This is a genomic window from Embleya sp. NPDC059237 (assembly GCF_042754105.1).
GTDB lineage: Bacteria > Actinomycetota > Actinomycetes > Streptomycetales > Streptomycetaceae > Embleya.
Window position 1 is genome coordinate 1 of record NZ_JBHZAE010000021.1, and the last position, 22521, is coordinate 22521.

Consider the following 22521-nt stretch of genomic DNA (forward strand, 5'->3'; position numbering starts at 1 on the left):
CGGTCGGTGACGCCGTCGACGTGGGACCCGGGCTCGGGGACGGGGTGGGCGTGGAGGCCGCCGGTGTGGGGCTCGGCGTCGGCGTAGCACCGGGGACAGGGACGGTGGGCGACGGCGTCGAGGTGGGAGTCGACGTGGGGCTCGAAATCGGTGTGGGGTTCGCCGTCGGGCTCGGAGTCGCGGTCACACTCGGCACCGGCGTGGAAGCCGCCGTCGGCACGGGAGTGGGCGACGCCGAGGACGCAGCCGTCGGAACCGACGTCGGCCCCGGAGACGCAGCGGTCGATGACGGTGTGGGAGTGGGAATCGAAGTCGGGCTCGGGGTCGGCACGCTCGACGTCGCACTCACACTCGGCACCGACGTACGCGTCGCTGTCGGCTTCGGCAACGGCACACCCGAAGTCGCAGACGCACTGGGCACCGACGTACGCGTTGCCGTCGGGCTCGGGGTCGGCACGTTCGACGTCGCACTCGCACTCGGCACCGACGTACGCGTCGCCGTCGGCTTCGACGACGGCACACCCGAAGTCGCAGACGCACTGGGCACCGACGTACGCGTCGCCGTCGGCTTCGACGACGGCACACCCGAAGTCGCAGACGCACTGGGCACCGACGTACGCGTCGCCGTCGGGCTCGGGGTCGGCACGCTCGACGTCGCACTCGCACTGGGCACCGACGTACGCGTCGCTGTCGGCTTCGGCAACGGCACACCCGAAGTCGCAGACGCACTGGGCACCGACGTACGCGTCGCCGTCGGCTTCGGCAACGGCACACCCGAAGTCGCAGACGCACTCGGCACCGACGTACGCGTCGCCGTCGGGCTCGGGGTCGGCACGCTCGACGTCGCACTCGCACTGGGCACCGACGTACGCGTCGCTGTCGGCTTCGACGACGGCACACCCGACGTCGCAGACGCACTCGGCACCGACGTACGCGTCGCCGTCGGGCTCGGGGTCGGCGCGCTCGAAGTCGCACTCGCACTCGGCACCGACGTACGCGTCGCCGTCGGGCTCGGCGACGGCACGCTCGAAGTCGCACTCGCACTCGGCACCGACGTACGCGTCGCCGTCGGCTTCGGCAACGGCACACCCGAAGTCGCGGTGGGAGTCGGAATCTGGGTAGGCGTGGGGGCCGCCGTGGGACTTGGCTTCGCGCTGGAGCCGGGGCATGGGTACGGGTGGTGGTGTTGGCCGTGGCCGGGCCCGACTGCCTCGGCCGTTCGACCGGACTCGTTCCGCGGCCCCGTCGGGCGCAAGGGTGCGGGAAGGGTCGGCGAGGAGACCGGGCGTGCGGTGGGCTTGGGAGTGTGGCAGTGGTGGTGCCCGTGCGAGGGCCTGGGGTGCCCCGGGCCGGCGCGCGGCCTGACGCCGGCCTCGATCTGGACGTCCACGTCCACGTCCGCGTCCACGCCGACAGTCACGTTCCCGCCCGGCCACCCGGACACCCACACGCCCGTCTCGATGCACACGCAGATGTCCACCACCGGTCCGTGCGCGAAGCCGCCGGCGTACCCGTCGGCGTTCCCGGCGCCGGACGCGGTCGCACGGCCGACCAGCGCACAGATCGCCACCACGCCGATCGCCGCACCGATCAGCCGTGCCCGCTGCCCAAGGGTCGCTCCCCTACCGCCGGGCGGCACAAGGCGGGTCTGCCGACGCTGGAGCATGGCTTCACACCTCTCGGGTCGACCGGCCAGGAGGAAAGGGGTTAAAAGCGCACAGGGCGCAGAAGGTTGGAGAAGGGAGGTTTCCGCACGGCCGGAAACGGAGACGGTCAGCGGATGGCCCGCCCTCGGGGCCGTCATCGCTTCAAGGACCTTCGAGCCGACCGGCTACGGCCCGCGCTCACGGCTCTGCGCGCTCGGTGGCGGCGACGCGCGATTTTCACGGTTCCCGGCGCCGACCGGATACGAGTTGATCGCCTTCTCGTCGATGGCCATGGAGCAGACCGGGAACGACGGCCGACACTCGTCCGGCTCGCCGGCCCGATGCCGACCGATCACGCGCTGGTTGGGCATGCAGGGGCCGGATGGTGAAGGACCGCCGATCGGGAAGGCCGATCGGGCGTCGGCGAGGGACTTCGGCCGCCGGACCGGGTTGGTCGGTCCCGCAAAGCCGTGGTCGGCCCGGAACGCCGCGGACAGGGCGTACGCCGTGGATGTGCCCAGTCCCCGGGGTTTCCCATGGGCCTCACCCGCCGTCCGACCGACGCAGCCCATCGACTCGTGCGGTACCACGGGTACCAGCCCCCGCACGTGCCTCTTGCAGGGATCCGTCGAGCCGTACAGCCTCGGGCCATGCGGCCACCGCGGCTCCAGCCGGAGTGCCGACCCCGCATGTCGGCGGATCGTCGACAAGGGCAGCGGCGCAGCGCCGATTCGGCGGCTGGGCATGGCGGGCGAACTCGACGCCGCCGTTGCTCACTGCGCCCTCGTCAAGCTCCCTGTCCCAGGACACGATGACGTTGTGCCGGTACATGGCACCGAAGCACAGTCCGACGTCGCTCCCCATCGTGTGCCTCGTAGGCACGGCAGTGCACCGGAGACCGCCGAAGTCGCGGCGGGATCCCGGGTATTCGATCACCTCGGTCACCGCATGGGCGACGTGACCGCACTCGCCGGTCCCACTCCTTGGCATGTGCGCGGGCCCGGTCGACACGACGGTCGAGGCGCGGCTCGAACGGCATGTGGAACCGAGACTGTGGCGGGGATCCCATGACCGGGCCGCTTCCCTTTCCGGACAGTCGTGACGCCACATTCCACCCTTCAGGCCCAATGCCGAGACCCTCCGATCACGGGCCTGATCACCCGGACGGAACGGGGCGGTGGGGAGCATCGTCCGCCGTGCCGTGGACACACCGACAGCGCCTTCGAAGTGAACGACGTGGTGGATGCGGTCGGGCATGGGCTGCCCGCCGAGGGTAAACCGGACGGGCCATGGACGACCGTGCGGGCGACGAGGTCGGCCAGGGGCTTCGTCCGCCTGGGCGTTCGTCTCGACGGGGCCGATCCGGCCGTGGGTGGTGATGGCGCGGGGCTCCAGGCGGGGTCCGAGGACGTGTTCGAGGGTGGGGCGAACCGGGTGAGCAGGCCGCGGGTGGGGGTGCAGGTGGCCTCGGCGGCGAGATCTTGGCCGAAGCCGATGACGTGGGCGTCGCGGGGTCGGTCTTGGCCTGGCCGCGGCCACCGCGCCGGGGCTCCCTGTGACCGGATCCACGTGACGGCCGGAGTCCGGTACATTCCGCGACCCGGCTCGAACAACCCGACCGGGCCCGGTCCTCCACCTGCCGTGGGGTACCGACGACAGCCCCCGACGACGCGGCGCTGCGCCTGGCGTGGAGGAACCGGCGCCGTGTTCCCGCGCGCCGCCTGCTCCGAGGCTGTGGGGTCCTGCGTGCGGTCGACGGCGCGAAAGGCGCACTCCCGACCGGCGGGCATGCGGCCCATCGGCGCCAACAGGTGCGCGGTCGAAGGCGGTTCCTGATGTTCGCGACGATCGGGTTCGGCCTGCTGCCGCTCGCGTTCGTCCGCTTCACGCCCGCGCCGTATCGCCGGCCGCGTACCCGTCGACGGCCGGCCGTCGTTCGCCGATGGCGCCGCCGAGGAGGCCCTGAGTGAATCCGCCCATCCGTGTCCTGGTCGTGGACGATCACGCCGTGATCCGCGACGGGATCACCGCAATGCTCGCGTCGCGCGCCGACCTGAGTGCGGCCGGCGAGGCCGCCGACGGCCCGACGGCGGTCCGACGGCGGTCCGAGCGGCCGAACTACGGGCCGATGTCGTCCTGATGGACCTGCGTATGCCCGGCGGGGACGGTACCGAGGGGCCCGCGCACATCACGGCCGGCGCCGCGCCGCCGCACGTACTGGTACCAACCACCTACGACTCGGACACCGACACGCCCGCCAAGCCCCGGGGGTCGCGGGGCGCATGGAGCGGTCGCGCCCCGGTACGGTCGGCCTCGTGCACACGCACACCACACCCGCACGCGACCAAGCCGCCCGGGTCGAGGAGGCGTTTGCCGGTTGGCCGGCCCGCTGCCCTTCCCCCGGCCCGACCGCACGACAAACCCGACGGCGCGGCGGCACGAAGGCCGAACGGCCGTTCGCGCAGGGCGCGTTCCCGGCTGTCCCCGGCAACTCATGATCGGGTGCCGGGGGCCGCGGTCTGTGGCTCCTCGCGGTCCGGCGCCGGCCGGAGCACGGGCGGGCGGACCTCGACCATGCGCCGCTCCGGGCCGCTTCGGCGCAGCACGAGGTATCCCACGAACGCGGCCGGGCCGAAGAAGATCTGCGCGGGCACGATCTCGGGGAGGTGTCCGGTGACGGCCTCGATCGTGATCGGCGTCAGTGTCGGTGCCAGTGCACCGAAGGTGGCGACCAGGCACAGGGACAGGGTCAGCCCCCGACGTCCGTACGCCTTGTAGGCCACGGTGGTGAAGAGGGCGTAGACCAGGAGATCGCCCATGCCCACGACGGCTCCGAACTCGCCGATGCGGACCCCGGCGGAGGGGGCGAAGGCGTAGCCCTGTACCGCGCCGAACAGTTTCTGGGTGAGTGGTACGACGGTGGCGAAGAACAGGTCGTACGCGGCGAGTGCCAGGGCGAACCGGGAGACGTGTCGCAGCTTCAACCCGCCCTGGGTGTTGAGGTTGGCCGCGCCGACCGCCATGAGGAGGATGACGATGCTGTTGATCAGCCAGTACGGCAGGGCGTGGGTGGGGTCGTCCTCGGCGCCGCGGGCGGCGAGCCAGTCGGCGGCCATCAGGCAGGCGATGAGCGCCCAGCGCAGCGATCCCCGCCGTACGACCGTGCCGTAGGCGACGCTCAGCCCGCCCGCCAGGGTCAGGCCCAGCACGAACGGCAACAGCCAGTCGGGAAGGGCGAGATAGAAGAACGGCAGGGCGATCACGAACCCCATCATGATGATCATGTCGTTGCCGTTGAAGACGCCGACCGCGGGGCGAGGCAGCGTGACCCTGCGGAAGAAGCCGACCGACGCGACGGAAACGCCCAGAGCGATCGCGAGGGTCACGGCGACGAAGAACACGTCCTGTGCGGCGCTCATCCGACGCTCCCGAGGGAGGAGAAGCTGTTCTCGAGCAGATCGCAGCGCAGGCGACGCAGCCGGGTGCCGTCCACCGGGGTGATCTCGACGGTGGCGTCCAGGCCCGCATCGGCGAAGTACCGTGCGGCGCCGGACGTCTCCGGCAGCGAGGACGCGGCCACCGTCACGTGCAGTCGACCGTCCACCACGTCCGCGCGGTAGCGCATCGGCCAGCGCGCGCCGGGCAGCGCGTCGAGGACCTCGACGATGTCCCGCGAGGTCACCGGGCCGTCGCCGGTACGCAGCACGTGGTCCGCCTTGCCCAGGACGTGCGAGGTCGCCGGCACGTTCCGCATCTCGCAGTGCAGTGGCGTGTCGGGCAGTTGCCGCACCAGGTCGCGGGTGTCGTACCGGAAGACCGGCATGCACTCCCGGTAGGGGTGGAACGGGGTGGCCACGATCGTGCCGAGTTCCCCGGGCGCGGCCCGCCTCCCGGTGTCGAGATCACACACCTCCACCAGTCCGACTCCCCCGTCGATGTGCAGATGCCGTTCCCGGCACAACGCGCCCGCCAGGGGCGAGATCTCGGTCATGCCGTACAGGTCCTCGACGGCGGCGCCGAAGGTGGCCTCCGCCGCGGTGGCGAGCGCGGGCGAGAGTACTTCGCTGCCCACGGTGATGCCGCGCAGCCGGAAGTCCCCGGGCCCGAGCCCGCGTTCACGGGCCGACGTGACCAGTTGGCCCAGGTAGCTGGGGTAGGTGACCATCAGGGTCGGCGCCGACTCGTCGGTTCCCACGGTGGCGTCCAGCGTCTCGCCGGGAGGGATCAGGCCCACCATTCGAATGGTCGCCCCGGCCATGCGCGCGACCTGCATCTCCGCGTACGCCGTGCCGGTCGCTCGGGAGCTGACGTTGAACTGGATCATGTCGGTGGTACGGATGTTGCCGCGCAGCACCTGGGACAGGGCCACGAGCGCGGGCCACAGGCGCTCCTCGTAGCGGGAGTACCACACCTCCGTCGGCCGGCCCGTGGTCCCGGTGGTGCGGGACGCGAGGAACGGCTCGCCGCACAGGAAGTCCCGGGACTGCTTGACCAGGTCGGCCTTGGTGGTGACGGGCACCGTCTCGATGGTGTCCAGGCTCAGCGTGGCCGGGTCGACGCCCGCCGCGGCGAAGTGGTCCGCGTAGAAACGCGACTTCGCCGCGAGGCGTTTGGCGGTACGCCGCAGGGCCCGGTTCGTGAGATCGGCGCGCATCTCCGCCTCGCCGGCGTCGGCACCGCGCAGCAACTGTTCGACGTCCTCGCCGGGCGAGCCGAACTCCGCGAGGGTCGCGAGGGCGTCCTCGACGAGCCGCTCGGCGGAACGCACGCTGATCGGCCGGCCCCGCACCATCGCCAGCGCCATCCGGAACTGTCGTATCCCCGCGTCGAACATGGTCCCTTTCCAGCGCTCACGCCACCCCCGAATACCGCCCGGCCACGACGGGGCGGGCGGCGACGGCCACCCGCCCCACCCACGGGTCAGCTGATGCAGAAGCCGAACAGCACCGCCGTCATCGAGCCCATGACGTACTTCGTGTGCTTGAACGTGGAAATCATCGCGGACATATCAAGACCCCGTTTCTCGAATTCCCAACCACGGCCCCTCCGGTCGGTGGAGCCACGACAATGTTCAGCCGTGTTTCATCCTCTGTCAAGATCGATCGAATGATTGGCGCTATTCACGTGGCGCGATGGCGCACACGCCGGAGACACCCGATTCCCGGGTCGCGGGTAATGGGTGTTTCCCGGCGAAAAACACCAGGTCGTGCTGCGGATTCGGCTGCGCCGCGCCGCAGGCGTGCGGCACGAGCCCTGCGCAACGACGATTGCGATCCGGCCGGATCCGAAACCGGAGAATTATTGTTCGGAGGGATTGCCGCACCGAGGAATTATTGTTCGGAGGAATTGTTGTCCGGGGAAATTCCGTCGGACTGCGCTCGGGGGATCGATCGGCGCCCGGGCAGCGGTAAATCACCCCTTTGCCCGGGAGCGGGAAAGGTCGCCCGACCGACGGCGACCTCGTTGTCCGGGGGAATTCTGCCGCGCGGGAAATTCTTGCGGTCGGGTCGTCGACGGGCCGTCGGAGAAAAACACCTCCTGCACCTCTATGCCGAAGCCCTCGATCCCGACGTCGGGAAGCTGCGCCGCCAGTTCGATCGCGCGTTCCTTGTCGGCGCACTCGACGAGGCGGAAGCCGCCCATCGGCTGCTCGACGTCGAGGAACGGTCCGTCGGTCACCTGCCGGAGGCCGTCGCGTACGCGGAACACCGCGGCCCGGGCCGGGACCATCAGGGCCGGTGTGAGAACCAGTTCGCCGGACTCCTTCAGGGCCTCGATGAACCTGCCGTGGCCGCCCCCGAGCACCGCCTTCTCCTCGTCGCTCATCGCGTCCGGTAGGGCGGGGTCGACGTGCATACCGATCAGGGTGTGAAACGAGGGTTCGCGGGATCGAGAAGGCGTTCGCCGGCGTGTCGAGAAACGTTCGACGGCTCCGACTCCCCGGCGACACATCGAAAGCGAACAGGGAGTTTGTACAGGGAGTTTGTGCATATGCGAGCCAACCGGGCCTGGTGGGGACTGCTGGTCCTCATGCCGCCGACGTTGCTGGTGGCGATGGATATGACCGCACTGCTCCTCGCGCTCCCACAGCTGAGCGCGGACCTCGGTGCGAGCAACGTCGAGCAGTTGTGGATCAGGACAGCTACGGGCTCATGGTGGCCGGCATGGTCATCACGATGGGTACGCTCGGTGACCGGATCGGTCGTCGCCGGTTGCTGATGTTCGGTGGTGCGGCGTTCGGGGTGTTGTCGCTCGTGGCCGCCTTCTCGGTGGACCCGCTGATGCTGATCGTCACGCGGGCCCTCCTCGGGGTCGCCGGCGCCACTCTGGCGCCGTCCACCCTCGCCCTGATCATCAACATGTTCCACGACCAACGACAACGTGTGCGTCGACGCCTCGGGTCCCCTCCCGGTGGTGATGATCGGCATCACCGTTTTGGCTCTCGGTACCGGGCCGCTGTTCGCGCTGGGCATCGGGCTGGTCGTCGGGTCGGTACCGCCGGAGCGGGCCGGTTCGGCGGCGTCGATGTCGGAGACGGGCAACTACTTCGGCGGCTCGCTCGGCTTCGCGTTGATCGGCGTACTGGCCGCGGTGATCTACCGGCATCGCACGGACGGCACATCCGACTCGTTGGCCGAAGCGGTCGCCACGAGCCACCGGTTGCCCGCCGATCAGGGTGCACACCTGCTGGACACCGCCCACCACGCGTTCACCGCCGCCGTCCGTATCACCGGTGTCGTGGCCACGATCCTGTTCGCCGGACTGGCCGTGCTGGTCGTGACCATGCGGCCGGCGGCGGCCCGACCCGCACCGGCGGCACCCCTGGAGTATGAGGCGGCTCGCTCGTAGCGTTGCGGCCGAGCCCGGGGCGTCGAACCGTTTCCCGAATTTTTCGGCGGGGATGTCGAGATCGACATCGTTGTTGCGACCCTCCCGCGAGGCACTCCCACCAGGGGAGCAGCCGATGGCAAGGAGTTGCAGTGGGAACGCTGGAGACGAAGACGGCATTGGTGACCGGCGGGTCGCGGGGGATCGGGCGAGCGATCGTGGTGAGGCTGGCTCGTGAGGGCGCGGTGGTGATGTTCAGCTTCAAGCACGACCAAGCGGCGGCCGAGGACGTGGTGGCCGAAGTGGCGGCCTTCGGCGGACGGGCGATCGCGGTACGCGCGGACCAGGGGCGCTTGGCGGATTTGAAGCACCTCTTCGACGAGGTCGACCGAAACCTGGCCGGTTTGGACGTGGTGGTCGTCAACGCGGCGATCAGTCCGATGGCCGACATCCGGGACGTCACCGAGAGCGACTTCGACGAGGTGATGGCCGTCAACACCAAGGGACCGTTCTTCGTTCTCCAAGCCGCTGCCGAAAGGCTGGGCGAGGGTGGGCGGATCGTCAACATCTCTTCATCCGGTGCGGTGCCGGGTATGGCCCTGTACTTCGCCGGCAAGGCGGCACTGGAAACGATCACCGTGGTCGCCGCTCGCGAGCTCGGCCCCCGAGGCATCACGGTCAACAGCGTCTCCCCCGGTGCCACCGACACGGACGGGATGCGAGCCGCGGCCGGGGAGAATCCGGAGCAGGCCATCGAGCACGTTGTCGCCATGACGCCCTTGCGACGGCTGGGACACCCGGACGACATCGCCAATGTCGTCGCCTTCCTGGCCGGACCCGAGTCGCAGTGGATCACGGGCCAGAATCTGCGTGTCTCCGGCGGCCTGACGATCTGACCGGCGCTCGTCGACGACCCGGCCGAACCACGCAACCGGTGCGCCGGGTTCGGCCGGGGGCCGGTGGTCCCGGTCGAACACTTCCGGGCGGACGCGGGCAGGCCCGGCGACAACGGCGCCCGGTGGGGGCGGGCTCCGGAAGGTCGTGTCCGGTCAGGTCGTCGAGGGGGAGGACGCGGTGAGTCGTTCGGGGTCGAGGCCCGTCGCGGTCACCGTTCCGTGGGCGTCGATCAGCCCGAACGCCGGATACCCCGTGATCGCGAACGCGGTGCCCAGCGGCCCGTCGGGTGACGCCTCGACCACGACGCGAGCAACGTCGCGAAGGGCCGCCGCCTGGGCGCGGGTCGCCGCGTCGTCGCCGTGGAGCACGGCGAGCACCTCGCGACCGCTCTCGCGTCGGGCCGCCTCGACGAACCGTGGCAGACGCTCGGTACACGCGGGACAGTTCGGCGAGAAGAACCCGAACAACGTTTCGCCCAGGCCGTCTCGCGTGATGGTCTCACCGGTCGTCGTCACAGCGGAGAAGTTCGGCGCGGTCGAGCCGACGGGCAAGGCGAGAGCGGCGGGCCCGGGGCGCGAATGATCACGCTGTGCGCGGAGTTTGCGGACGATCCCGAACGTCAGCAGCAGATTCAACAGGCACAACACGGTGAGTACTACGACGGCGGCGATCAGGAACGGCATGGCGTTACCTCCCGAGAGGGCCGGGCGCGGAGCCGAGATCGAACAGCTCGGCCAACTCGTCGGTGGAAATCACCACGAGTGCTCCGATCACCGCGCACGACACCGCCGCCAGGGCGCCGGCGAGGTGTGTCGACGTCGCCGCTCCGGCCGCGCCGAGGGCCAGTCCGGTTGCGGCGACCGTGATCAGCACGGCGTTGCGCACCACGTGCCGGCGGCCGATCGGTGTCACGGACGCGCCGAAGCACGCGCACGAGAAGTTCGTTCCCCGGCGCAGCGCGCCGAGGATGGCGATCGTGAAGGCCGCCAACAGGGGCAGGGCGACGGCGAATCCCGCGATCCCGCGCGGTGGAGTCGCGAGCGACAGCGCCGCGGCGATCTCCCCCACGACCACGGCGATCGCGATCGAGCGCGCCCACCGGGCCGGCGCGCCAAGCTCCCTCGCGGCGGCGACGAATGCGCGAAATGCCTTGCCACCGCGCAGTTTTCCGCCTGCGGACGCCACCAGGACGAGCCCCAGGAGCACGCGGCAGGCAAGTAACGCGTATCCCATCGATCGCCTTCGCTTCCCTCCACCGGACCGACCGATCGAGGCAATGTAACGCGTTGCCCGGTGTTCCCGACAGAGTCGGCGAGTGCCGTGTCCGCGTGCCGGTCGAACTGCTCGGCAATATATCAACTGGCTTGCGTGGCAGGCGTGTTCGTGGCATGGACCGTTCCGGTCCAGGGCAGCCGGCGGGGCGGCTGCGGCGCGGGCCCCGTACCGGCCGGGCCCGCCGGGGCGTTCGCGAGCACACGTTCGACGACCCTATTGCGATCCGCCGACCGCACGCCCTAACGTCTCGTTCCGGTGAAGTCGCTTGCCGGCTTTCCCGGTTCCACCCGTGCCGGAACATCCGCGATGAACCGTGTGATCGAAACCCCGGGTGATGAAACCGGCGTGATCGCTTTTCGGAACGACCGTTCGGGCACGTCCCCGATCACGATCGGCGTGGTCACGTCGATCGACTGGACGACGGACTTCGGAGGTTCACGATGAAGGGCACCATCGCAAGGCTCGGCGACCGGCTCCTGGAACTCGCCCTCGGCCGGGAGCTCGCCGGCGCCTGCTACGACGACATGGGCCAGACGTGCGCGTGTGTCGACGGCTACGAGTATCGCTACGACTGCTGGGACCGCTGCCTCCCGACCCGCTTCCCCTGCTGAGGGCCGGCACGGTGGGGGCGTTCGTGGCCAGGCCCGGCGACCGGCTCCGGGAACTCGTCCCGGGAGGTGAGCGGACCGGCGCGTGCGTCGTGGACATGAGCGAGGAGTACGCGTATCGGGGCGGCGACGAGTACCGCCGCAACCGCCGGGGAGCCTGCGTGGCAACCGGATTCCCGCGCTGATGTCGACCTCGGCCGGGGCCGGCGAGGGTGACGCATCCCCGGCGGCCCGGCTGCGGCCCCGGGCGGTGAAAGTCGCCCTGACCCTCCAGTTTCGGGCGGCGCCGGTCGGGGCTACGCTCCTGTTCGCCGCGACGGTGGCGGTCGGCATGCTGCCGGCCACCGCCGCGTGGCTCACCAAGCTCCTGTTCGACGAACTCACGCACGGCGATCGCATCGACAAGAGCCGTGTCGTCGCGCTCGCGATCACGCTTGCCGGGATCGGCGCGCTCACTGCCACGCTCGTTCAACTCATGGGCTATCTCAACGAGTTGGTGCGACGCAGACTGGTCGCGGCGGTCGAGCGCGACCTGTTCGCCAAGGTCGACGAGTTCCGGGGCCTGCGCCGGTTCGAGGATCCCGCCTTCCACGATCGCCTGCGGCTCGCGCAGCAGGCGTCGGAGGACGCTCCCCACAACATCACGATGTTCACGCAGGAGGTGCTGCGCTCGGTCGCGTCCGTGGGCGCGTTCGTCGGCGTGCTCTTCGCGGTGTGGCCGCCGATGGTCGGGTTGCTCCTGCTCTGCGGCGCCGCCGCGCTCCTGGCCCGACTGTCGATGGCACGGCGTCAGGTCACGGTCTGGGAGATGACGTCCGGGCGCCAACGCCGTCGGCTGTTCTACCGATCGTTGCTGATCGACCCGCGCGCGGCCAAGGAGATCCGGCTGTTCGGGCTCGGCGGCTTCCTGCACGCGCGGCTGGTGCGCGCGCTCGCCGACGCCACCGATGCCGAGCTCGCGGTCGCGCGCCGCACCGCGCTCGTGCAATCGGGATTCGCCGCGCTGAACGCGCTCGTCGCGGGGCTCGGCCTGGTCGTCGTCGTGGTCGGCGCCGCCGACGGCCGATTCGGTGTCGGGGACGTGACGCTCTTCGTCGCCGCGTCGGCCGGCGTGCAGGGCGCGTTCACCGGGGTCGTCATGCAGGCCGGCCTGGCCGCGTCGGGAGTGCGTCTCCTCGGCCACTACCTCGCGCTCATGGACACGCCCGACGACCTGCCCGGCGGCACCGATCCGGTACCCGCCCTGCACGACCGCATCGAGTTCCGCGATGTGTGGTTCCGCTACGACGCCGCCGGGCCGTGGGTGCTGCGCGGTGTCGATCTCGTCGTCCCGGCCGGCCGCGCGATCGGCCTCGTGGGGCGCAACGGCGCCGGCAAGAGCACGCTGGTCAAACTGCTGTGCCGGTTCTACGATCCCGAACGCGGCACGATCCGGTGGGACGGTGTCGACATCCGCACGATGAGCGTGGTCGAACTGCGCCGCCGCGTCGGCGCGACCTTCCAGGACTACATGGCGTACGACCTGACCGCCGCCGAGAACATCGGCGTCGGCGACATCGCGCACCGCGAGAACCGCGAACGGGTGCGCGAGAGCGCGAACCTGGCGGGGATCGACGCCGACCTCGCGCGCCTTCCCGACGGATACGACACCCAGCTCAGCCGCGTCCATCGCGACCGGGACGACGCCGGGGGCGGCGTCACGCTCTCGGGCGGACAGTGGCAGCGGGTCGCGCTGGCCCGGTCGCTGATGCGCCGAAACGCCGACCTGCTGATCCTCGACGAGCCGAGCGCGGGTCTGGACCCGGAGGCCGAACATCGGGTGCACCGCATGCTGCACCGGCATCGTCGGGGCCGGACGAGCCTGCTCGTGTCGCACCGCCTCGGCGCCCTGCGCGACGCCGACACGATCGCGGTGCTCGACGACGGCCGCATCGTCGAACTGGGTTGCCACGAAGAGCTGATGGCCTTGCCCGATGGGCACTACGCCCGGCTGTTCGCGCTTCAGGCCGCCGGGTACGCGAACCCCACGGGGCCGACGGTCGTCGAGGAGACGCGGTGACCGGGAGGGGACGCGAGACGACGATCGTGCGGGCGGTGCCGGGCGGCACGGTGGGGTCGGCCGTTCTCGCGGCGGTGATCCTGGTGCTCGCCGGAGTGCGCGTTTTGCGCTCGCGCCTCGCACTCGTCCGGGTGACCGGTACGAGCATGGCGCCGACCTTCGCCGACGGCGAACGACTCCTGGTCGACCGCGCCGGGGCGGTGCGTCGGGGGGACGTCATCGTGTTCCGCAACCCGACGGCAGCCCTCGGCGCCGGTCGGGATCCGCGCCGGCTGATCAAGCGGGTCGCGGCGCTGCCCGGCGATCCCGTGCCGGCCGAGGTGCGCGATGCCGTACGCGCCGCGAACGACGCCGTCGTGCCCGCGGGTTCGCTGGTGGTACGCGGGGATGCGCCGCGTTCCCACGACTCACGCCACTTCGGGTACGTACCGGCGTCCACCGTCCTGGGCGTGGTCCGGACCGGCGCTCGAACCCCCTGGCGCGTGGCCCGCGCAGGCTTGGTCGGCGCGCGGTGCCCGCGGTGGCGGCGATCGGGTTGATGCAGGCGGGATCCGCCATCACGGACGAAGACCGAAGCCACCGGACGCAGATCGGTCGCGGCGTCCTCGCCGGTGGGGGACGACTGCGGCCGCGTACCGCGAGTGTGACGAGTTCGGCTCGCTCGTGCCTGCCGGGCCCAGCTGCGGGATCTCGTCACGAGATGTTCACCCGATGGCCGGTCCCGCCGACGGGCAGGGCCGGTCACCCTGGATCGGTCGGCGTCCTCTCGTTCGCGTGCCCCGTCCGGCGACCGGGTCGGGGCATTCGGCGCGAGCGGACGATCGTGATCGGCACGGCGGGAACAGCCCGCTCGATCGGGGGTGTTCACGCCACGGCACCCCGTCGACCGACGACCGCACGACGCGCGCCCCAACGACCCACGTCGCCCCCACCACCCGTGGAGCCCTCATGCGTCTCGGACCGCCTGTCGCAATCGCGCTGAGCGCGATGCTGATATCCCTCGTGACTCCCCTGACCGCGCAGGCCGCCCCCGACGAACCACCCGTCGGCGAAGACGTGGCCGCGGCGGCCGACTACTACGCGTCGGCGCTGGGCCTGACCGGGCCGGCGTTGAAGGCCGCCCTGCACGCCATCATCAGTCGAGGCACCTCCGCGGTGAACTACGACGGAGTCTGGAACGCGTTGCGCGTGACCGACGAGGATCCCGCCGATTCGTCGCACGTGATCGAGCTCTACACCGGTCGGTCGATCGCCAAGAATCGGTCGGGAGGCGGCAGCGGCGATTGGAACCGCGAGCACGTGTGGGCCAAGAGCCACGGCGGCTTCGGAACCGCGACCGGCCCCGGTACCGACCTGCATCATCTGCGTCCGGAGGACGTCTCGGTCAACGGCATTCGGGGCGACAAGGACTTCGACAATGGTGGTTCCCCGGTCACCGGAGCACCCGGCAACCGCACCGACGGCGACTCGTTCGAACCGCGCGACGCGGTCAAGGGCGATGTCGCTCGCATGATCCTCTACATGGCCGTGCGCTGGGACGGCGGCGACGGCTTCCCCGATCTGGAGCCCAACGATCGTGTGGCCAACGGATCCGCCCCGTCCATCGGACGAATCACCGTGCTCAAGGCCTGGAGCAACCAGGACCCGCCCGATGCCTTCGAGCGGCGTCGCAACGACCTCATCCACCGGGACTACCAGCACAACCGCAACCCCTTCATCGATCACCCCGAGTGGGTAGAGGCCATCTGGTAGCCCGACCCCACGGACGGCACGCTCGCGGTCGGAAGCAACGCACGGTGGCGCACCACCCGGGGCGGCAGGCGCGGGAATGCGGCGCAATACCGTGCCGGTAAAAGCCCGCGCGCCGAATTTTTCGCCCCAGAGGACGTCGACGCATTCCCCGCCATCCCCCGGGCGGTCGCGATCCTGGGCGGTCGCGAATAGGGCGCGGTCGCCCGACGCTGTCGGGCGGCCGATCACGATCCCGTGCCGCGTACGAAAGCGCCCGGTGGCGGGGGCGCGCCGGCCGGTAAGTGGCCGAATCGTCCCACACCACCGGGCGAGTAAAGCGGTACCGGCTCGAAGCGTCGACACCCGCACATCCCGACGCGTCGACTCGGTGTCGACCGTCTCGAGCTCGGTTGACTCGAGCTCGATCGATTCCCACTCGGCTAACTCAGGCTCAGTGTGAGCGCCCCCGAATAGGTCCCCGGGCGAACGAACGCCGGGGTCGTCAACGTCAGGGCGGCGTCCGCCGAAACGCTGCCGCCCGTGGCTCGGCCCTCGACCGGGGTCTGCGTGCACAACTGGGCCTGGTCCGCCCCGAGCGGCCCCGGAGTGCCGGGGGTGACCGTTCCGGGCGCGCCGTCGGCCGCCACGCACGCGGGGGTCCAGGTCACGCTCCCGGCCGGGAGCTTGTCGGTGCCGTTCTCGGCCGTCAACTCCGACATCGTGCCGGTGAGCGACCACCCGAGGTCGGTTCCTCGGGCATCGACCACGGTGACCCGGTTCAGCGCGGCGTTCAGGCGCAGCGGTTTGCCGTCGATCGTCGCGCTGCCGAAGTCGATCCGGCCCCCGGTCTGGGACATCGTCAGGCCGCCGGGCTTGATCTGCCCACTGACCGATTGGGTCAGCTGTGCCGGTCCCTCGCCCACCGTGTACGGCGTCCGCTTGCCGATCGCGGGGTTGCCGAACTCGTACGCCGCGACCGCGGCGGTGGTCGCCGCGGTCACCGTGAACGTGGCGGTGAACGAGCCGTTCGCGTCCGCGGTGGTGTTCACGGCGTCCTCCGTCGGCGCCCCGGGCTCGTCCTGGGGTTGGACGGTGATCTGGGCGTTCGGCGAGAACGCGGTACCGGTGACGGTCACCCGGGTGCCGATCGGACCGGTGTTCGGGCTCAGCACGAGCCCCCGCCCGCCGACCGGTACGGACACGACGGTCAACGGCGCCTCCAGGGCCACCGATCCCGATGTGACCTTCAGGATCGCCGCCGTACTGGGAACCGCGCCGGCGACGTGCACCCACCCCGACAGCACACCGTCGACGACCTTGACGTCGCTCGCGGCGATGGTCGAGTAGCCGTTGTCGCAGAATCCGCCGAACTCGGGGAAGCACATGGTCAACCCCACCGGACCGGCCGGCCAGTGCGCACCGGACAGTGTGACCCGGGAGTTCGAGTCGACGGTGCTCGGCGTCGCGGTCAGCGTGGGCGCCTGACTGCCCTGCTCGACCGTGTACGACGCCACCACGCCGTTGCCGGAGATCGGCAGGCAGGTCGCCGTCGCGAGCAGGTTTCCGTTGACGATGGTCTGCACCACGATCGACTTCAGGGTGAGGTCCACCGTGGATCCGGCCGCCGCGCCGACGATCGTCGCGGGCACGGTGAACGGGGGTGGCACGATGGGCGTGTTCACCTCGATCGGTGTTTCGAACGACGGTGGCGCCACCGAAAGGTCCTCGGTCGTGCCGCCGGATGTGGCGAACGTATAGACGGACTTGATCGTCGCGAGCGGAATCGGGATCGGGCTGGTCGCCGGACTCCCACCCGCCACGACGTGCATCGAGGTGGCACCGTCACCGTGCGTCGGATCCAGGGTCACCTCGAACCGCTGCTGTCCCTCGGGGGCGCCGACCGGGGTCGTACACCGCATGACCGGGGTCACGGTGCCCGCGCCCGCCGACGGCGCGAGGGCGACCAGACCGCCGCCGAGGGCCAGGGCGGTGGCCGCCACCGAGGCGGCCCAGCGATGGTGGGTCAATCTTCGGGATAACCGTTTTGACACGTTGCTCCTTCGTGTGGACGGCCGGTGCGGACGACCTGTTCGGAGCCCGTCGGATACGAAAGGCGTAGCGAACCATTCGCACATTTGGATCATCCATAGTCAAGAGCAGGCTGCGACCCGATTCATTCGACACGTGTCACCATGATCGAGAAATACCCAAGAAACCGAATATTCTTTGCCGATATGAGTGGTCGTGAATTGCGATCATGAATTATCGATCTTGAATTTTGCCGTCGGAGAATTGCGTTCCGATCCTGCTTGACGGAATCCGAAACTTCGGATTCACTCCAAATGCGCCGACAGGAACTTTCCGCAGTATCTGTCGAAAGGGGCACCTTCCATGTCACGATCCAAGGCCCTCGCGGCCGGCGCCGCCGTCTTCGCCGGCGCCATGGCCGCGACCGTCGGCCTCAGCGGCACAGCCACGGCCGGCGGCCCGTCCACCGCGAAGTACGACTGTCTGACCTCGATCGGGGTCAGCTACACCGGCAAGAGCGCGACGTTCACCACCAACGCATCGCACCAAATCTCGGCCACCATCGCGCTCGCGCCGCTGATCACCATCAACAACGGCGACCTGACGATCACCGCCAACCTCGGGGGTCCGAGCGGCACGGTCACGTTCAGCGGCACCGCCGGCACGTCCGGCCCCTTCGGTCCGGTCAACCTGGGTCCGCTGAACAAGACGGCGGGCACGATCTCCGCCGGTCAGGCCATGACCGTGATCCAGTCGGCCAGTGCGCCCAGCGCCACGAACTGGTCGGTCAAGCTGCACCACAATCCCAACAACGTCGACATCTGGTGTGTCGGCAAGAGCGCGTTCAGCCCGGCTTTGACCTACTGATCCGCCGGCCCCGCCCTCGGCGCGGCGGGGGGATCGACGGCAGGGGTTCGACGCCGCTTCGATCGTCACGTTTGGGCCGGCCAGGCCCGAAGTGCCGTCGAACCCCGATGCGCACAATCTCGCGACCTCGCGACCTCGCGACGTCCCGGCTCCCGACCGTCGGCCGCGCTCGCGATCACCTGCCGCCGACTCTCACCCGCACGCCCTCGTCGACAGCACGGTCACGGCTGCGAGAGCGGCGGCCACCGGGAGTCGGACACCGCGCCTCGACGAATGAGTGCGGGTACTCATCCCGTGCGATCAACCCGCCCAACTCGGCATGCGCCGGAGGTGGGTTGGGGCGGTGGTGTCCTTCCTTCTCGTCCACGCGGTGCCGGAGCCAGGCCAGGCGCTGCGCGCTGCCGCGTTCACAAGGATGCCTCCGACGTCGCGAGCATCCGCTGTCGGCGGCTCATGTGGCCTATTGGTCTCCCGTTCCGGCGACAGACTGCAAGTCGACCAGTTGTGCCTGGCCGTTGCCCGCCGACCAGCTGTCGAGAGCGTTCTCGGTCAGTGTGACGAACACGTCGCCGGCACGTACGCCGACCTCGGTCAGGTTCGCTGCGATGCGTCGATACAGATCCAGCTTGAGTTCCCGACGTCGTCCGGTCACCAGGGTGATCTGTACGTAGACGATGTCCTCGCGAGCCACGTCGAGGTAGTCCGGGTGAAAGATCAACTCGTCCGGGGCGTGCGGGGTGACGATCTGGAAACGGTCCTCGGCCGGGATGCCGATGGCGTCGACAAGAGCCCGGTGGACGCCGTCGGCAATCGCGCGGCGCATGGCGGGCGGTCGGGTGGAGGCGAGGTCGATACGCACCAGGGGCATGAGTCGCTCATTTCCGTCAGTGGTCGTACGGTAGGGTGAAGTGTACGACGCTGATCGAACACTTTGGCAAGGAAGTCGATTGTCCCTACGCTCCAGTCGCCTCACACACACCGATCCGGCCTCGGTGTCCCTCCAAGACGCGCTCGACGCGTTGAGCGATCCGGTACGGCGCGCGATCCTGCGGGAGCTCGCGGCCGCGCCGGATTGGGAACGCGCCTGTGGCACGTTCGACCTCCCCGTCACCAAGGCGACGCGCAGCCATCACTTCGCGGTCCTGCGCGCAGCCGGCCTGGTGGAGCAGCGGGACGAGGGATCCCGGCGCCTCAATCGGCTGCGTCGTCCCGAATTCGACCTCCGATTTCCGGGTCTCCTGGATCTGGTCCTCCGCGAGCCACGTGTATCCGACGTGCCATGGCCGGTTACCGACGAGCCGGAGTGAACCTCCTTGCGGAGGGGGCCTGTTCGGGGACGCACGGTGTGGTGGGTGGAGTCCGGTGACGTGCACGCGCACGTGCACGCGCCCGCGCAACGGGCCCGAAGAACGCGGTGGTTCGACGGTTTGCGGCGCGGGCGCGTGATCGGTGGCCGGGTGTCGGGGCCGCCGGAGGGCTCATGCCCGCAGTTCGGTCCACGTCCAGGTGCCGTTGACGCGTACGTACAGGCGCTTGTCGGCGATGTCGACGGCCATCGTGCCGTCGAGCGGTGGGTATTGGAACGATGCGTCGGTGACCGGGCCCGCGACCAGGCGCAGCGGTGGGTTGGGCTGATTGCGGGTGGGGATGGCGCCACTGGCCTGTCCGCCGGTGTTGCCGTAGGAGTTCTCGACGCGGAAGTCTCCGGTGGAGCTCTGTTCGTAGTAGATGTGTGTGCCGGCGGGTTTGGTGCCGTACAGGCCGTTGACGTTGCGCAGGACGCCGGTCTGACCCTTCGCCGAGTACAGGATCACGCCGGAGTTGACGGTCGTCGTCGTGCCGCACGCGATGAGGGTGTCCTCCAGCGCGCTCACGGAGGGGGCCCAGTCGATGATGTTCTGCGAAGTGCCGTACCCGGTGGCGAAGTTGCCCGCGTACGCGTAGATGTTCCGGGCGAACACGTGTCGGCAGGACGCATCGACCCTGAAGTGTGGTCCGCCCTTCATCGCGGACGTCTCGAACTTGCAGTCGGTAATGTGGATTCCGTTGGGGTTGTTGGTCCCCGCGGTGCCCTGGGTGACCCACAGTGCGCCGGTACCGAAGTTCTCCAGGCGGCAGCCGGTCAGATGGACCTGGTTGACGTTGTCGGTGCTGTAGCCCCATTCCCGGGTGTTCGCGGTGGAGGAGTTTCGCAGCCAGACGTTGGGGTGTCGATTGCTGTCCGCGGGGCCCGTGCACGATTCCACGACCATGTCGTGGAATCGCGAGTCCCACAGTTCGACGGCGTCGACGGCGATGTCCGCGTTGCTCGTCAGGTATACGTCGCCAATGTGGGTGTTGTTGTTGTAGTAGAGCTCGAGCAGCAGGCCCGTCCTGCCGTTTCCGTTGAGGCCGAGGTTCTCGATCGCGCAGTAGCGGCGGTGCGTGGTGCCTTTCGCGTCGAGTGAGGGGCCGGTGCCGGAGATCCGCAGGAGGATGCCGTCGGCCTTCTTGACCAGCACGGCGGCCTTGCTGCCGGCGCCGACCAGGCGTACGCCGTCGCCGTTCACGGACAGCGCGGCGGCCGGTTTGCCGGCGACGGGCACCGGGGCCACGAGGTATCGGCCGGCGGGAAAGTAGACCGTGCCGCCCGCCTGCGACGCGGCGTCGATCGCGGACTGGACGGCCGCGGTGTCGTCCGCGACGCCGTCGCCGATCGCGCCGTGCGCCTTGACGTCGTACCAGTCCGTGGCGTTGCCCGCCGCGGTCGCCGGGGCCGATGTCGTCGCCACGAGCCCGACCCCGACCGCGGTCGCCGTCACCGCGCCGGTCAGGAACGCCCGACGGCCTCCGGCTCCCCGCCGCCTTGTTCCGTCCTCCCCATCCCGCTGTCGTGCTCTTTCGTCGGACGAGTGTTCGCCGTTCATAGCCCTACCCCCGTGGAAGCGCCGGACGGATCACCCGGCTTCGGTGGATGATGCCACGGCGCGTCCCCTGCCATTGCGTTCGCGTGAAGCGGCCACGCGAATCCCGCGCATACCGGACACGTCGACGTGCGGTCGACGTCGTCACGGGCCGGGAACCGATCGGTCGACCACCGGCCTGTCGGGCCCGGCGAAGGGCGTCGACCGCAAAGCGGTCGACGCCCTTCCTTGCGTTCCGCCGGGGCCGTCCGGCGAGCGGTCGGCCGATCCGCGCGGCCGGGCGGCCCGACTTCGTGCCGACGTGCTGCTGATCCGATATCGCACCTCCCGCCGTGATCCGACGGTCAGCGCATGTGGGTCTCGGTGACGCGGTGCAGGTGGACGACGACGTCATAGGTCTGCGAGAGACGGATGTTGTTCATGATGTAGGGATCGGGCCAGGAGGCGCCGATGCTGCGGGTGGGACGACGCGTGCCGAGCCAGTCGCGGGCGGCGCGTGGGGCGGTGCGCGTGTCCAGGTAGTAGTCGCGCGTCGAGACCTTCTCCAGCGTCTCCTCGTTGCCGCCGGCAGCCGTCGGCCCGACCTCGCGGGGGCGGAACGGCGACGTGGGGTCCTGTGCGTCGACGGCGTTGAACCGGCCCCGCCCGAAGGTGAATCCGACGGCGACGTAGCGCGAGCCCAACGCGTCGCGGAGGAACTGGCCCTGGACCTTGGGGTACAGGTCGGTGTTGTCGGGTTCGGTGCCCACATGCGTGTTGTGGGCGGAGAGCAGCACACGTTCCCCGGTGTACCGCTGCCACCACACGGTGTTGGCGGCCATGCTCTCGTCCCGGTGCAGCTGTGCCTTGGCGCCCTCGGAGCCCATGAAGTCGAAGCCCTGGGACGTGCCGACCTGGGCGATGGACCTCGCGTGTTGCAATACCAGTTGATACTCCTTGGGATTGCCGCCCGGTCGCTGCCGTTCCAGCAGGTCGTAGGCGCTGCGGACGTCGTCGCGCATGCGCCGGCGGGTGTCGAGGGGGAGCGTGCGGCGTTGCATCATGGTGTCGCTGACGCCGGCGGTGGGGCGAGACTCCCGGTACAGGCGCCGGAACTCGGGCAGCAGGGCGGGGTAATGGCGGGCGACGTAGTCGGTGACGGCGTCGAACTGCACCGTTCCGGCGTAGTTGACGTCGTTGCCGACGACACGCAGGGGGCGGCGGTCGGGGTGGTGTTGGTTCCACTCGCGCATCCAGCGGAACTGGGCGGCCATCTCATGGGTGTTCCACAGCGCTCCGCCGTTTTGGAGTTCGTCGGTCATGATGGTGTCCAGGTTGCCGGCGCCGCCGCGAACCCAGGCGTCCAGGCGCAGGCCCGCGCTCCAGTGCATCTCGAACGCGAAGGTGGTGAAGCCGCGGCGTTCCACGAGGTGGCGCAGGAGTCGGTGCTTGATGTTCTGGAACTCGGCGGACCCGTGCGTTGCTTCGCCCACCCCGAGTACCTTGGCGTCGCCGACCATGCGGTCGAAGGCGCGCAGATCGGCGTCCGGGGCGGCGGGGTCCGTGGAGCCCAGTGTGTGCGCAGCCGCGGCGAGGGCCCGTACGGGGTTGGTGTCGGTTGCCGATCCCGCCTGTGCGGTCCCGATCGTGCCCGCGGTCGCACCCAGGCACAGCACGAGCGGTACCAAGGGGCGCAGCAT

Annotated in this window: 21 protein-coding genes and 1 pseudogene; 12 read left to right on the plus strand and 10 right to left on the minus strand. The window is 69.9% G+C overall.

Going from position 1 to position 22521, the window contains the following annotated elements:
- A partial coding sequence (locus ACFXKZ_RS42950; RefSeq protein ID WP_380010424.1) for a hypothetical protein occupies positions 1–1169 on the minus strand: 1169 nt, incomplete at its 3' end.
- 2443 nt (positions 1170–3612) lie between these two features.
- On the opposite strand from ACFXKZ_RS42950, the gene ACFXKZ_RS42955 reads away from it, so the two are divergent.
- Entirely contained in the window at positions 3613–3786 is a 174-nt protein-coding gene (locus ACFXKZ_RS42955; RefSeq protein WP_380010427.1) for a response regulator transcription factor, read from the plus strand.
- 352 nt (positions 3787–4138) lie between these two features.
- Here ACFXKZ_RS42955 and ACFXKZ_RS42960 read toward each other — a convergent pair whose 3' ends face one another.
- The 3 genes from ACFXKZ_RS42960 to ACFXKZ_RS42970 all read right to left on the minus strand — a co-directional run bounded on the left by ACFXKZ_RS42960 (position 4139) and on the right by ACFXKZ_RS42970 (position 7502).
- The gene (locus ACFXKZ_RS42960) at positions 4139–5065 is read right to left on the minus strand and encodes a hypothetical protein (protein WP_380010430.1); all 927 of its coding nucleotides are present in this window, start codon (positions 5063–5065) and stop codon (positions 4139–4141) included.
- On the minus strand, positions 5062–6480 hold the full coding sequence (locus ACFXKZ_RS42965; RefSeq protein WP_380010433.1) for a phenylacetate--CoA ligase family protein: 1419 nt from the start codon (positions 6478–6480) through the stop codon (positions 5062–5064). Before ACFXKZ_RS42965 ends, ACFXKZ_RS42960 begins: the two co-directional genes overlap by 4 nt.
- A gap of 578 nt (positions 6481–7058) precedes the next feature.
- Positions 7059–7502 (minus strand): YciI family protein, encoded by a 444-nt coding sequence (locus ACFXKZ_RS42970; protein WP_380010436.1) that lies wholly within the window; start codon positions 7500–7502, stop codon positions 7059–7061.
- A 135-nt stretch (positions 7503–7637) separates the two neighbouring features.
- Here ACFXKZ_RS42970 and ACFXKZ_RS42975 point away from each other — a divergent pair.
- The 3 genes and pseudogenes from ACFXKZ_RS42975 to ACFXKZ_RS42985 form a co-directional block, all read left to right on the plus strand.
- A pseudogene (locus ACFXKZ_RS42975) lies at positions 7638–8029 on the plus strand (MFS transporter); the annotation flags it as partial.
- A complete protein-coding gene (locus ACFXKZ_RS42980) occupies positions 8028–8495 on the plus strand; it encodes a hypothetical protein (protein WP_380010999.1) in 468 nt (155 codons plus the stop codon). The pseudogene ACFXKZ_RS42975 and the gene ACFXKZ_RS42980, both read left to right, overlap by 2 nt.
- A gap of 131 nt (positions 8496–8626) precedes the next feature.
- Positions 8627–9370 (plus strand): SDR family oxidoreductase, encoded by a 744-nt coding sequence (locus ACFXKZ_RS42985; RefSeq protein ID WP_380010439.1) that lies wholly within the window; start codon positions 8627–8629, stop codon positions 9368–9370.
- A gap of 153 nt (positions 9371–9523) precedes the next feature.
- On the opposite strand, the gene ACFXKZ_RS42990 is transcribed toward ACFXKZ_RS42985, so the two are convergent.
- On the minus strand, positions 9524–10054 hold the full coding sequence (locus tag ACFXKZ_RS42990) for a TlpA family protein disulfide reductase (RefSeq protein ID WP_380010441.1): 531 nt from the start codon (positions 10052–10054) through the stop codon (positions 9524–9526).
- A gap of 4 nt (positions 10055–10058) precedes the next feature.
- Positions 10059–10604, minus strand: coding sequence for a MauE/DoxX family redox-associated membrane protein (locus ACFXKZ_RS42995; RefSeq protein WP_380010443.1), 546 nt, complete (start codon positions 10602–10604; stop codon positions 10059–10061).
- Between the two features lie 297 nt (positions 10605–10901).
- On the opposite strand from ACFXKZ_RS42995, the gene ACFXKZ_RS43000 reads away from it, so the two are divergent.
- The 6 genes from ACFXKZ_RS43000 to ACFXKZ_RS43025 all read left to right on the plus strand — a co-directional run bounded on the left by ACFXKZ_RS43000 (position 10902) and on the right by ACFXKZ_RS43025 (position 15065).
- A complete protein-coding gene (locus ACFXKZ_RS43000) occupies positions 10902–11090 on the plus strand; it encodes a hypothetical protein (RefSeq protein WP_380010446.1) in 189 nt (62 codons plus the stop codon).
- Complete coding sequence (locus ACFXKZ_RS43005) at positions 11087–11257, plus strand: hypothetical protein (protein ID WP_380010449.1); 171 nt, start codon at positions 11087–11089, stop codon at positions 11255–11257. The genes ACFXKZ_RS43000 and ACFXKZ_RS43005 overlap by 4 nt, the downstream gene beginning before the upstream one ends.
- A 23-nt stretch (positions 11258–11280) precedes the next feature.
- Positions 11281–11439: a hypothetical protein gene (locus ACFXKZ_RS43010; protein WP_380010452.1), complete on the plus strand. Its 159-nt coding sequence runs from the start codon at positions 11281–11283 to the stop codon at positions 11437–11439.
- Positions 11439–13313, plus strand: coding sequence for an ABC transporter ATP-binding protein (locus ACFXKZ_RS43015; RefSeq protein ID WP_380010455.1), 1875 nt, complete (start codon positions 11439–11441; stop codon positions 13311–13313). The genes ACFXKZ_RS43010 and ACFXKZ_RS43015 overlap by 1 nt, the downstream gene beginning before the upstream one ends.
- Positions 13310–13852, plus strand: a complete 543-nt coding sequence (lepB, locus tag ACFXKZ_RS43020) for a signal peptidase I (RefSeq protein ID WP_380010458.1) — start codon at positions 13310–13312, stop codon at positions 13850–13852. The genes ACFXKZ_RS43015 and lepB overlap by 4 nt, the downstream gene beginning before the upstream one ends.
- 409 nt (positions 13853–14261) lie before the next feature.
- Positions 14262–15065 carry an endonuclease I family protein gene (locus ACFXKZ_RS43025; protein WP_380010461.1) on the plus strand — a complete coding sequence of 268 codons (804 nt, stop codon included), beginning with the start codon at positions 14262–14264 and terminating at the stop codon, positions 15063–15065.
- A 419-nt stretch (positions 15066–15484) separates the two neighbouring features.
- Here the strand turns inward: ACFXKZ_RS43025 and ACFXKZ_RS43030 are convergent, their stop codons facing one another.
- Complete coding sequence (locus tag ACFXKZ_RS43030; RefSeq protein WP_380010464.1) at positions 15485–17095, minus strand: hypothetical protein; 1611 nt, start codon at positions 17093–17095, stop codon at positions 15485–15487.
- Positions 17096–17435: 340 nt separating this feature from the next.
- Between ACFXKZ_RS43030 and ACFXKZ_RS43035 the strand changes: the two genes are divergently transcribed.
- Positions 17436–17939 carry a hypothetical protein gene (locus tag ACFXKZ_RS43035; RefSeq protein ID WP_380010467.1) on the plus strand — a complete coding sequence of 168 codons (504 nt, stop codon included), beginning with the start codon at positions 17436–17438 and terminating at the stop codon, positions 17937–17939.
- Between the two features lie 460 nt (positions 17940–18399).
- Here ACFXKZ_RS43035 and ACFXKZ_RS43040 read toward each other — a convergent pair whose 3' ends face one another.
- Entirely contained in the window at positions 18400–18807 is a 408-nt protein-coding gene (locus ACFXKZ_RS43040; protein WP_380010470.1) for a tautomerase family protein, read from the minus strand.
- Positions 18808–18931: 124 nt separating this feature from the next.
- Between ACFXKZ_RS43040 and ACFXKZ_RS43045 the strand changes: the two genes are divergently transcribed.
- Positions 18932–19246 carry an ArsR/SmtB family transcription factor gene (locus ACFXKZ_RS43045; protein ID WP_380010473.1) on the plus strand — a complete coding sequence of 105 codons (315 nt, stop codon included), beginning with the start codon at positions 18932–18934 and terminating at the stop codon, positions 19244–19246.
- A gap of 171 nt (positions 19247–19417) precedes the next feature.
- On the opposite strand, the gene ACFXKZ_RS43050 is transcribed toward ACFXKZ_RS43045, so the two are convergent.
- On the minus strand, positions 19418–20710 hold the full coding sequence (locus ACFXKZ_RS43050; RefSeq protein WP_380010476.1) for a glycosyl hydrolase family 28-related protein: 1293 nt from the start codon (positions 20708–20710) through the stop codon (positions 19418–19420).
- Between the two features lie 476 nt (positions 20711–21186).
- Positions 21187–22521 (minus strand): erythromycin esterase family protein, encoded by a 1335-nt coding sequence (locus tag ACFXKZ_RS43055; RefSeq protein WP_380010479.1) that lies wholly within the window; start codon positions 22519–22521, stop codon positions 21187–21189.